The organism is Proteus sp. PR00208, from assembly GCF_016238545.1.
Lineage (GTDB): Bacteria > Pseudomonadota > Gammaproteobacteria > Enterobacterales > Enterobacteriaceae > Proteus.
The window spans coordinates 68,043-79,752 of the sequence record NZ_JAEHQE010000005.1; the positions used below are offsets into that span (position 1 = coordinate 68,043).

Here is an 11,710-nt window from a genome sequence, read left to right on the forward strand (position 1 = left end):
TGACTAAAGCGATATGGCTAATTGGTATATAATCCGGCAATTCTTTTCATCTGGATAATGTACTTGAATTATGAATGAAAAATATCACGGTATTGGCGCAAGGCTTGGGCAAAATTACGTTAATTTAGAAGCTAAGTTGAGTCAGTTTGATTATCCTAATCGAATTAAATGTATGAATTTTGAAGCCTCTGATCCAGATAAAATGTGCCATATTGGTGAAGTGGGAAGCCAGAGAAAAGCGTTTTTATTTGGTGATTCTCATGCAAATCATTATTGGGGCTTTATGGATATTTTAGGTAAAGACGCCAAAATAGATGTATATGCACAAGCCACGTCATCATGCATTACTCTTCCTAATATTTACCTTTATGATTGGTCTAATCATAAAAATGCGGTTTATCAGCGTTGTTCGATCAAACGGCGAAATATTATCAACTCATCAAGAACAATCACTTTGATTATGTGATATTTGGGCAGGTTTGGAATAACTACGCGTCAAACCATGTCATTAATAAAATAGGTGATGTTAGAACCGTCGAAGAGCCTCGTAAACGCGTTGAGAAAGCGATGCGTGAAGCGCTTGATCTTATTATTACCACAGGCGCTAAACCCGTTTTTATTAAAACAGTTAATTCTATGCCAAGTGGTTTTATGACCTGTTTTTATGAAAATACAAAATTAAGAAAAGACTTTGCAGATAATAACTGTAATCCCAAAAACTATAAAGGTGAGGGAAATACATGGATGGATCAATTATTCGTTAAATTAAAACAGGATTATCCAACTTTAATTATCATCGATCCTAAAGATGTGCAGTGTGATAAAAATATCTGCTTAACCGATATAGAAGGTGTGCCGGTTTATCGTGATGTAGGGCATATTACAGATTATGCTTCAACAATCTTCGGCATGATGTATCTAGAACGTTTTGGTAATCCGCTAGTCATCAAAAATCCTTAATATGACCATCAATCGGTCATCAAAATAATAAAAAGGGCGCTTTATCTTAGATAACCGCCCTTTTTATTTTTGAATATATTAATGATCCAAAGAAACAGAATGAACATGTTCAAGCTGTTTTAATGAGCAATAAAATTCAGGTAAGGTAATTTTTTGCCTAACTAACAGCTTCAAATTTACTTCAACGCGCTCTTTTTTAATATCACGAATAGTCAGATTTTCAATTACGTCTTTATGACTTTTTAAATACTCAATTAAAAGAGGAACACCGCTTTCATGAGTAAATAACATACGTACTTTTATCTTACCTAAACGTTGGTTTTTCATTTGGAATAGCACCACTTGTGGGCTGAGTTGAATAGCCATAAAAAAGAGAAAAGTCACAATCATGGCATGCCAATAAAACCCTGAACCACAAGCAATCCCCACACCCGCTGAAGCCCATACTATCGCTGCTGTTGTTAGACCTGAAATTGCGTCATCACGTCGATGCAATATAACACCTGCGCCAAGAAAGCCGACACCACTGATAATTTGTGCTGCTAATCTCATGGGATCGCTACGAATATTGTCGGAGATATTGGCGTAATATTCTGCGGATTGAATAGAGACAATGGTTAATAAACAACTGGCAACAGCAATAATGACACAGGTTTTAAAACCGACAGGCTTTCCCTTTGATTCACGCTCTAAGCCAATAAGGCCGCCTAAAATAAAGGCGGCCAGTAATTTAGCGATACTTGAAAGTGATAAAGGGCCAATGCTGTCAACAAACTGTATTAATGCGTCCATGGTTTGCTCCTAACGTTGGCTTATTCCTTTATTTTAAAACTACGGTGTTGCAATACTTTCTTGTGCTTTTTTATCTTCGTTACTTTTCTTTTTACTCACATCATCTTTAAAGAAGAAGATAAAGAATATCGTCACAACGGCGGCAACAATCGCTGGGTATATCCAGAATGTTGACCATTGTGGTAAGGCTGCATCACCTGTTTCTGTTACGGTTGAATTAAAGATTTGACCACAAATAGTGGAAGCAAATAATAAGCCGAAACCATTAGAGACAATAAAACGTAAACCTTGTGCTTGAGCGCGGATTTCAGGTTTTGCTTTGCGGTCAACATAGATATCACCAGCGGTAAAGAAGAAGTCCCAACATAATCCCTGTAGCATTAATCCGATAACGATAAAATAGAATTCTGTATTTACCGCAGCATAAGAGAAGAATATTGAGCGAATGATCCAGCTAACAGCACCTAAAAGAAGTGTAATTTTGAAGCCAAATTTCATTAAGAAGAATGACAAGACAAACATAAACAGCACTTCACAGGCGATCCCTATTTGCATAATAGACGCTGCATTATTAAAACCTAATGCTTTAATAAAGACAGGAATATAAGCAGAATAAGCTGTTTTAGGGATCATTAAAATAAAGATACTAAACATTAAGATAGCAAAATAGCGATCTTTAAATAATGACAGTGCATCCAAACATAAAATATCACGAGCAGAGAACGGTTTGCCTTTCGCTTTCGGTGGTGTATTAGGTAAAGTAAAGCAATAGAAACCCAGTAATACGCCCACAGCAGAAGCGATATACCAAGTCATCGTACTACCAGAGAAGCCCATTTCTCCTAATATAAATCCGATAGCCATAAAACCGAACGTACCGAATACACGAATAATAGGGAAATATTTCACACCATTAATGTGGGAGAAACTAATACTATTTGAAAGCGCAGTGGTTGGATAAAACAATAATCCAATAATGAAAATTAAGAATAAAGTCATACCACTGTTTTGTGCTTCAATAAATTGAGGAACACAAATAATGACTGCGGCATTAATTAAATGAAGGATGCCCATCACTTTTTGTGAAGCAAAGAAACGGTCAGCCACCATACCAATAAATAATGGGGAGATAATTGTTGCTACACCTAATAAAGCATAGGCATTACCAATAATGCTTGCCATACCATAGGTACTTAATACTAGCCCCATAGTCATATTCCACGCACCTTGCATGAAATATTGCACAAACATCATAATTAGTAAGCGAGAGGTTATTTTCATATCCATCATCGTTCTCCTCTTAATTTGTTTCTAACGTTAATCCGTCGTAGGCAACGCGGATATTATGAGGAGCACAAACAGCTTCTAATTCGTGGTGAAGCAATTTACCGCTATGTGAAATATGCGAAACGGCAATTTGTGTATCTTGATGTAAACAACCTTGTTGTTGCAGTTTTTCTTTTGCTGCAAATACGGTTTCTAAGCTCATATGATTATCAGTACGATCTTTACCATTGAGTCCATAAGTACATTCAAAAACAACGATATCAAGTGGTTTGTTTTCTAACCATTTCCACGTTAATTCAGGGAACCAACCAGAATCATGACCATAGAAAATCACCTTGCCATCCTTCTCAATATGATAAACATAGCAAAGTTCCCATTTCGCATGATTAGCAAGTAATGGCGTAATTTTATAACCGTTTCTTTCGACAGTAACAAAAGGAATTAAGCAGTGAAAAGCGAAACGCTCTTTGCTGTAACCAGGTAAAACTTCGATACAACCATTAATGGCGCGATCATTGCCAAAAATATGAAGGGGATGGTTAATTTCAAAACCATAACCTTCCATTCGGCTAAACAGATCGCCAACATTGAAATGATCAGGATGTGTGTGAGTGAATAGAAGACTTTCAAAATGGGTAGCATCCATTCCATCACGCATTAACTGGTAGCTAAATGTGGGTGATACGTCGATTAACATAATGTCATCGACAATGGCAGACGAGTGAGTTCGGATATCTTTCCCACCAAGTTCTCTTGCTTTTAGACAGTGTTCACAACGGCAGAAGGGATTGGGTATGCCTTCTGAGGCAGCCGTCCCTAAAAAATGAAGTTTCATAAGAAATCCCCTTATCCTATTGTTTTATTATGATTTTATTAATTATCTGGTGTTGGCTATCTATAAGACATAGATAAATTTGAACGTTCCAATAATAAAATGATGAAGAGTCTTTGCCAATAAATGAAGATCAGATCAGTGATCTTATTCAAATTAATTTTATTATCTTATTGATTAATATGAATATGAGTTTTTAATTGATATTGATAATTATTTATTTGAGACAAGTAATAAAAGATTGTTTTATAAACAATTATTAAATGGAACGTTCAAATTAATTATCGGTAGTCGAGATAAATAATTCAGGTATGCTAGTGAAAGCGGAAATTGAGATGGAAAAAGGTCTATGGCAACGATAAAAGATATTGCAAAATTAGCAGGTGTTTCTCATGGTACTGTTTCTAACGTATTGAACAAGCGTGGAAATGTAAGCGTTGAGAAAATTGAAGCTGTGTATCAAGCCGCCAAACAAATGGGTTATCAATTAAATACACAGGCTCAACTGTTAAGAACCAATAAAAGCCATAAAATTGCGATACTTTTACCTCAATTAGTTTCTGAAAAATATGCTGTTTTCTTTAATTCTTTAAGACAATCTATCGCTCATTTTCCTGAGGTTACTTACGATCTTTTTTTAACGGATGACCTTGAAACCACAGAGTTAGAGCTATTACAGAAAATTGCAGCAGGTGGTTATAAGCAAGTGATCACCGTGAGTTGCCTTAATGATGCGAATATCTATTTTGACACGTTAAAATTGTCCCCTTCTCAAATTGCATTTATTTATCGCCAACCACTCAATACACAACGTTTTTTTACACTCGATTTTGCTCAAGCGGCAGAGGCTATTTGCCAACAGGTAGCAAAAACTGTCGGTAAATTGGTCGGCATTTTTATTGGCAATAGTGATTATTTAAATAATCAGATTTTTGTTAATGAATTACAACATCGACTTTTGAAGTACGCACCAAATAAAAAAAATGTGGTGCTTTGCGCGTCAGATGAAGAGAGCTATAAAATTGCGTTTGATTTCTTTTCTATGGAGCAAATTCCAGACATATTTATTGCTCAAGATATAGAAAAAGCACGTTATTTAACACAAGCCAGTTATTTCGGTAGCCATAATGATTGCCCGCCTATTTTTGCATTGAGCGATAATATTCCACCTGTATTAAAAGGGTTGTATTACTTTCCAATGAACTATGCCCAACTTGGGTTAGAAGTAATTGATGCGCTAATGCAAGATGCCGATGAGGGAGAGATAACAGCAAATAATGCCATTTATGTGCGTAATCAAAGTGATCATCTTTATACGCAAACCGCTGCGGTTATATGTGAGGATAAAGCAGATATAAATCTTAATTTGCTTATTCTGCCTAGTCCTTCAACCAGTGCATTAAAAAAACTATTGCCCCATTTTTATCGCCAGACAGGAATTAAAGTTAATTTGGCGATACACCCTTATGATGAAGTTTATCAAATATTGAGTCAGCTACATTTACATCCATATTATGATTTGCTGCGTATTGATATGGCGTGTTTTCCTTGGTTTGCGGAAAGAATATTGCAGCCATTAGATAAGATCGGTAATGGACTAACGGATTTATTAAATAATTTCTCATTGCCCACTCAACAGAAATTTAGTTTAGTCAATAATGTTGCTTATGCCATGCCTTTTGATGCCAGTGCGCAACTTCTGTTTTATCGAAAAGACTTGTTTGAAGATCCTATTCTAAAAAGAATGTATTACGAAAAAACCGGTAATGAATTAACGGTGCCTGCGACGTTCGAAGAATACGATAATGTAACGCAGTTTTTTACTGAACAGCATGAAGAAGGGCAATTAAATCGTCCAATGGGCGCTTCAACAACATTAGGGAGTGCAGGGCTCATTGCAACAGAATATTTATTACGTTACTACGCAAAAGGTGGGCGTTTAATAGGAAGTAATAATATTCCTAGATTAGCAATGCCGTTAGCGGGTGAAATATTAGAAGAATATCTACAGCAATTGTCGATCACCGAAAATATTGATAATAAATGGTGGAGTGAATCAGTTAGACAATTTGAGCAAGGTCATCTTGCTATGCTTATCGCTTATATGAATTTATTTAACGATGTCGCTCATAGCAATATTTTACCTAAAACAGGTTTTGCACCTGTGCCCGGAAGTATTCCACAATTAGGCGGTGGCGTATTAGGCGTTTCACGTTATAGCCAAAAATCACAATATGCAGAGCAATTTTATCGTTGGCTTTATTCCCCAATGGTGATGGATCACCTTATTTTATTAGGTGGAAACAGTAATCATCAAAATTTCAGCCATAACCAAGAAATTAGCCATCGTTACCCATGGATGACATTGGCTTATCAAGAAATTAATAAGGGAATACGAGAATCTTCGGTACCTAATGGTAAGTTATTTAATTTACGCCAAGCCGAGATTATTATCGGACAAGGTATTACGAATGTCGTTAATAATATTATGACGATAGATGAGACTATTGATTATATAAATCAGCGTTTGTTGATAGATACTCAAGGTGAGCGGTAAATCAGTTTTTATTAGGCGACTTGCATTGTATTTATTATCCGTATATTACTTGCGCTAGAGCTGGTATGAGTGGTCCTGCTCTATAAATTATCGAACGTCGCCCGCGCTGCACCCTGATATACGGTCAGATCGTAAGGATCAAAATGTATATTCCTTAGAGAGCGGATAAGGCAACAAGCAAGGTTGTAAAATATTGCAAATTCGAATTTGTATTGTTTCAGCAAAAAGCACCTCTTGAGGTGCTTTTTGTCGTTTAAGAGGTCAAAATTAGAGAAGAGATTTAAATTAAGCGGACAGTGCTCTTAATAAAGCAAACGCTTCTTTTACCTGCTCTTCTGTTACCACAAAGGCACGTAATACATCATTTTTATCAAAGCCTTTAGCGATAATGCCCGATTGTGTTGTACTAATATTCCACGTTAAATCTTTACGTGCGGTTTCACCGGCAAGGTGCAGTGGCATTAAAGGCGTTTTTACCCGAATAATCATTGGCGGTAGATTAAGTGGCGCATTATTTTCACCTACAAGTGATTTTGCTAAATGCATCGCACTCAATTGTATTGGCTGTAAAAATGGCAATAAGCTACCGTTGATTTGTGCACAGTCACCTAAGGCATAAATATCTTTATCACTGCTTTGCAGATATTCATTCACAATAATCCCACGGTCAGTATGTAAACCTGCAAGATAAGCAAGCTCTATATTTGGTGTAAGCCCAGTCGCGGCAATAACACAATCAACGGTTAATTGATGATGTTGATTAAATGTCGCTAAAATTCCGTTATCGGTTTGTGTTAATGACTGTAACGGTGATTTGAGCATTAAACGCACACCAATTTCTGTTAGGCTTGATTGTAAACGACCACTGAGATCAGATGGGATCAGCGACGATAATAATTGCCCAGAAATATCAGCAAGGATCACTTCTTTACCTGCTCGACTAAAATCCATCGCTAATTCAGTACCAATTAACCCAGCACCTAAAATTAATATACGTTTAGCGTGATGAATTTGCGTTTCATAAGCTCGGTACTCTTGTTGGCTATTGAGCGTTAACATTAACTCATGCCCTGAAATTGGCGGACAATAGGTTTTGGCACCAGTGGCTAATATTAATTTATCGTAATACCATTGTTCGCCTTGCATGCTCTGAATACGTTTTTCAGCCGTATTAATATCCGTAATTTGCGTATAAGGATGAATTGCTAATTGATATTGTTGTGCAAAGTCTTGAGCCGTTTGTTTCGTTAAATCATCGGCACTTTGTGCCTGACTGATTACATGGCTTAAATCGGGTTTGTTATATTCATCAATACTGTCTGATGCAATTAGGGTAATAGGAATATCTGCATTAAATTTGCGAATATTTTTCACTAATTGGCGCGAAGCAAAGCCCGCGCCAATAATGACAATCCCATTACTGAGAAGGTCTTTACTCATTTTGCCTCCTTGGCAAGTGCATCAAAGACATCTTTTCCTAATGAACATTCAGGGCATAAGAAGTTATCAGGTACTTCACTCCACGGCGTATTAGGTTGAACATTTTGTATCGGTTCACCAATTGCAGGATCGTAAATCCATTGACACACACTGCATTGCATACAAGGACCTAAATCGACAGCTTCAACATTTGTGGCAACTTCAGGTTGTGATGAGACTGTACAACAAGATTGGGTTGCAGGAAGTGGTGCTAAAGCCCATTGGCGTGCAATTTCACGACCATATTCACGACAAATTTCTTGTGCTTGCATATCTGGGCGCCATTTGGTTTTTAGCGCTAATGCGGTTTCAAATCCGGCATCCATTAAGCGAGTTTGAATGCGATCTACGGCACCGCCATTCCAACCATAACTGCCAAAAGCAGCGGCTTTTTTATTACGAAAACGTAAGCCAGTCATCTCTTCCAGCATGGCGGCAATTTTTGGCATCATGACATTATTCATTGTCGATGAACCGACTAGAACACCCTTAGAACGAAAAGCACTAGTGATGATGTCATTTTTATCACTTTTGGCGACGTTATAGCTTTTTACAAACACGTTAGGGTCAATTTCGTTAATACCTTGTGCAATCGCATCTGCCATCATTCGTGTATTGTTTGACATGGTGTCATAGAAAATAGTGATGCGATCTTCTTGATAATCTGCTGCCCATTTTAGATATAATTCAACGATTTGCGTTGGATTATCACGCCATACCACACCGTGAGAAGTAGCAATCATATCAACAGGTAAGTTAAAGCCTAAAATTTCATTAATTTTGGGTGTTACAAGGCGACTAAATGGCGTCAAAATATTGGCATAATAGCGTTGGCATTGTTCAAATAATTCAGTTTGGTCAACTTCATCGTTAAATAACCGTTCATCACAATAGTGCTGACCAAAGGCATCATTACTAAATAAAATCGCATCTCCCGTTAAATAGGTCATCATGCTGTCAGGCCAATGTAACATTGGCGTTTCAACAAAAATGAGTTGCTTGCCATTACCAATATCTAGGCTATCGCCTGTTTTAACGATATTAAAATTCCATTCAGGATGATGGTGATGACCATTGATTGAATCAATCGCATTTGCTGTGCAATAAATCGGGGTATTAGGTATAAAAGACATCAGCTCAGTGAGTGCGCCAGCGTGATCTTCTTCTGCATGATTAATAATAATGTAATCAATCTCTTCCAGATCAATTTGCGTGCGTAAATTTTGCACAAATTCACGGCTGAATTTATGATCAACCGTATCAATAAGCACATTCTTTTCTTCACGTATTAGGTAACTGTTGTAGCTACTGCCTAATAATGTTTTGTATTCAGTGCCATGAAAATCACGAACTTCCCAGTCACGTTGTCCAACCCAATTAACATTATTTTTAACATGAATAGCCATTTTGTATTGTTCCTTCTCATTAATCTTTTCATAGGGATATGTATTGATATAATCAAGAAGCGTGCCATTTTTTAATTTGTTGTTTTATAACGTTTTTTATTTTGTTGGCTATTTATATATTGTCAATATGACTATCTTTATCATGTCAAAATGACCATAATAACAGTCATAATGACTATGAGGTGTTTTTATGGGCTTTTCTGTTGATGTGCTGGCTAAAATTGCCATTGAATTACAAAAAGATGTGGGTCATCAAGATAGGTTTCAACGCCTTGTGACCACGCTTCGGCAAGTGCTAAATTGCGATGCGGCCGCTCTGCTTCGTTATGAGCCTCATCAGTTTATTCCATTGGCGATAGATGGTCTTGTGCCTGATGTATTAGGGCGGCGCTTTTTACTTGAAGGGCATCCACGCCTTGAAACTATTGCGCGTGCTGGGGATGTTGTTCGTTTTCCTGCGGATAGTGATTTACCCGATCCTTATGATGGGCTTATTCCGGATAGAGAGCATTTAAAAGTGCATGCTTGTGTGGGATTGCCGTTATTTGCGGGACAAGACTTAATTGGTACGTTAACGCTTGATGGAATGGACCCTAATCAGTTTGATACCTTTAGTGATGAAGAATTACGTTTAATTGCTGCATTAACCGCAGGAGCATTAAATAATGCATTATTGATTGAGCAACTTGAAAATCAAAATATGTTATTTACGCCAACCAATACGTTTAAGCCCACAGTAAAAACAGAAATTATTGGTTTATCGCCTTCAATGATGCAACTGAAAAAAGAGATAGAAATTGTTGCACCCGCAGATATGAATATTTTAGTGAGTGGCGAAACGGGAACGGGTAAAGAGCTGGTGGTAAAAGCCATTCATGAAATGTCTAATCGTGCAGATAATCCGTTAGTCTATTTAAATTGCGCCGCACTGCCTGAGAGCGTGGCGGAAAGTGAATTATTTGGTCATGTGAAAGGGGCTTTTACAGGAGCAATTAGTCATCGTAGTGGTAAATTTGAAATGGCAGATAACGGAACGTTATTTCTTGATGAAATAGGGGAGTTATCATTATCACTGCAAGCCAAATTACTGCGTGTCTTACAATATGGTGATATTCAACGTATTGGTGATGATCGTAATTTACGCGTCAATGTGCGTGTATTAGCAGCAACAAATCGTGATTTATGGGAAGAAGTATTAGCGGGGAATTTCCGTGCTGATTTATTTCATCGTTTAAGTATTTTCCCTCTGCATGTGCCTCCATTACGAGAAAGAGACGAAGATATTCTGCTATTAGTAGGTTATTTTTGTGAGCAATATCGTCAACGTTTTAATCTTACTCAAGTGATTATTAGCCCAGAATTACGCCTTTATTTATTACACTATTCTTGGCCAGGTAATGTGCGAGAATTAGAACACACCATTCATCGAGCGATTGTTTTAGCCAGAGCGGGAAATAAAACTGATAGCCTTATTTTACAAGTGAGCCATTTTGCTTTAGGGGCTGAAAATCCAGTTCACTCTGGTTCTCAAATGTTACCTTCAGAAGAAAAAAATCTAAAAGAAGCAACGGACGAATTTCAGCGAGACTTAATCAAACAAGCATTACTGCGTAATAACCAAAATTGGGCAGCAACCGCGCGAGAATTATCACTTGATCCGGCTAATTTACGTCGTTTAACAAAACGCTTGGGATTAAAATTATCATAATTTTAAAAGGGATGTTCTAAATGAAAAAAGGTAATTTGGGTGCGTGGTCCAAATTACCTTAAATAATTATGTTAGGATGATAAGTTGTTAATAAATTTCTATTTTCTGAATGCGTTCACCGTGATGGTTACCAGTTCTGTTAATGTGCTATAAAATTGGCTATACCCACTCATTTTTAATTTATTTAAATAGTGAGGTAGCCATGTGGTTAAATGAAGGGAAAATAATTCATTAACTGCTTCTTCTTTTTTTTCCGATGCCAATACCGCCGCTTGAAATAGCATCAAACCGATATGATCAACAGGCTCTGGAAAAGGCGTGTTTACTTTTAAACGTTCCCGTTTTAAAAATTCACTCAGCGCAAGGGTAGAATCCCCTTGTAATAAACCTTCAGGATCTAAATAGACCGAACCCCAAGGTGGGGCAGGCAACGCATTAGGGCCAACAAAAAGATTTTGCCATTGGGTTTTTAATTGCTCTGTATCGATAGACACAGAATCAATTAAACGTTCACACAAACGGTTTTCAATTTTACAAGGCCACTGTGCTACAAAATCCCCAGTTTTAAAAAAGTTGAGTGCAGTTTTATTGGTGTCATCATCAGGTGGGAACAAATAACAAATTCCCAATAAATTAAATGCAGCCGCATAATAAGAGAGTCTGCTCATAATTTTGATATTTCCTTAAAC

The 11,710-nt window shown here is 37.1% G+C and carries 10 protein-coding genes; 4 read left to right on the forward strand and 6 right to left on the reverse strand.

The genetic code is table 11. The features are described from left to right. The first annotated feature begins 70 nt into the window (after positions 1 to 70). Complete coding sequence (locus JEP36_RS17725) at positions 71 to 466, forward strand: SGNH hydrolase domain-containing protein (RefSeq protein ID WP_232805417.1); 396 nt, start codon at positions 71 to 73, stop codon at positions 464 to 466. Continuing rightward, positions 406 to 960, forward strand: a complete 555-nt coding sequence (locus tag JEP36_RS17730; protein WP_232805418.1) for an SGNH hydrolase domain-containing protein — start codon at positions 406 to 408, stop codon at positions 958 to 960. Before JEP36_RS17725 ends, JEP36_RS17730 begins: the two co-directional genes overlap by 61 nt. Before the next feature lie 78 nt (positions 961 to 1,038). On the opposite strand, the gene JEP36_RS05560 is transcribed toward JEP36_RS17730, so the two are convergent. From JEP36_RS05560 to JEP36_RS05570, 3 genes are read right to left on the reverse strand one after another with little or no spacing between them, the layout of a single operon-like run. Then, positions 1,039 to 1,752, reverse strand: a complete 714-nt coding sequence (locus JEP36_RS05560; RefSeq protein ID WP_151436438.1) for an MgtC/SapB family protein — start codon at positions 1,750 to 1,752, stop codon at positions 1,039 to 1,041. Between the two features lie 39 nt (positions 1,753 to 1,791). Continuing rightward, the gene (locus JEP36_RS05565) at positions 1,792 to 3,039 is read right to left on the reverse strand and encodes an MFS transporter (protein WP_198620132.1); all 1,248 of its coding nucleotides are present in this window, start codon (positions 3,037 to 3,039) and stop codon (positions 1,792 to 1,794) included. A gap of 13 nt (positions 3,040 to 3,052) precedes the next feature. Next, positions 3,053 to 3,874, reverse strand: a complete 822-nt coding sequence (locus tag JEP36_RS05570; protein WP_099076083.1) for an MBL fold metallo-hydrolase — start codon at positions 3,872 to 3,874, stop codon at positions 3,053 to 3,055. 346 nt (positions 3,875 to 4,220) lie between these two features. Here JEP36_RS05570 and JEP36_RS05575 point away from each other — a divergent pair, with 346 nt between their 5' ends. Next, entirely contained in the window at positions 4,221 to 6,428 is a 2,208-nt protein-coding gene (locus tag JEP36_RS05575; RefSeq protein ID WP_198620131.1) for an extracellular solute-binding protein, read from the forward strand. Positions 6,429 to 6,713: 285 nt separating this feature from the next. On the opposite strand, the gene norW is transcribed toward JEP36_RS05575, so the two are convergent. Together norW and norV are read right to left on the reverse strand one after the other, a co-directional pair. After that, a complete protein-coding gene (norW, locus tag JEP36_RS05580; RefSeq protein ID WP_198629961.1) occupies positions 6,714 to 7,868 on the reverse strand; it encodes an NADH:flavorubredoxin reductase NorW in 1,155 nt (384 codons plus the stop codon). Further along, on the reverse strand, positions 7,865 to 9,313 hold the full coding sequence (gene norV, locus JEP36_RS05585; protein ID WP_198629962.1) for an anaerobic nitric oxide reductase flavorubredoxin: 1,449 nt from the start codon (positions 9,311 to 9,313) through the stop codon (positions 7,865 to 7,867). Before norV ends, norW begins: the two co-directional genes overlap by 4 nt. A gap of 190 nt (positions 9,314 to 9,503) precedes the next feature. Between norV and norR the strand changes: the two genes are divergently transcribed. Next, positions 9,504 to 11,021 (forward strand): nitric oxide reductase transcriptional regulator NorR, encoded by a 1,518-nt coding sequence (gene norR / locus JEP36_RS05590; protein WP_198620128.1) that lies wholly within the window; start codon positions 9,504 to 9,506, stop codon positions 11,019 to 11,021. Between the two features lie 98 nt (positions 11,022 to 11,119). Here norR and JEP36_RS05595 read toward each other — a convergent pair whose 3' ends face one another. Further along, a complete protein-coding gene (locus tag JEP36_RS05595; protein WP_198629963.1) occupies positions 11,120 to 11,689 on the reverse strand; it encodes a molecular chaperone TorD family protein in 570 nt (189 codons plus the stop codon). Positions 11,690 to 11,710 lie beyond the last annotated feature (21 nt).

Excerpts from the sequence above, each read along its gene's own strand:
- JEP36_RS05560 (WP_151436438.1), bottom strand. The coding sequence starts at position 1,752 with ATGGACGCATTAATACAGTTTGTTGACAGCATTGGCCCTTTATCACTT.
- JEP36_RS05565 (WP_198620132.1), bottom strand. The coding sequence starts at position 3,039 with ATGGATATGAAAATAACCTCTCGCTTACTAATTATGATGTTTGTGCAA.
- JEP36_RS05570 (WP_099076083.1), bottom strand. The coding sequence starts at position 3,874 with ATGAAACTTCATTTTTTAGGGACGGCTGCCTCAGAAGGCATACCCAAT.
- JEP36_RS17725 (WP_232805417.1), top strand. The coding sequence starts at position 71 with ATGAATGAAAAATATCACGGTATTGGCGCAAGGCTTGGGCAAAATTAC.
- JEP36_RS05595 (WP_198629963.1), bottom strand. The coding sequence starts at position 11,689 with ATGAGCAGACTCTCTTATTATGCGGCTGCATTTAATTTATTGGGAATT.
- norV (WP_198629962.1), bottom strand. The coding sequence starts at position 9,313 with ATGGCTATTCATGTTAAAAATAATGTTAATTGGGTTGGACAACGTGAC.
- norR (WP_198620128.1), top strand. The coding sequence starts at position 9,504 with ATGGGCTTTTCTGTTGATGTGCTGGCTAAAATTGCCATTGAATTACAA.
- JEP36_RS05575 (WP_198620131.1), top strand. The coding sequence starts at position 4,221 with ATGGCAACGATAAAAGATATTGCAAAATTAGCAGGTGTTTCTCATGGT.
- norW (WP_198629961.1), bottom strand. The coding sequence starts at position 7,868 with ATGAGTAAAGACCTTCTCAGTAATGGGATTGTCATTATTGGCGCGGGC.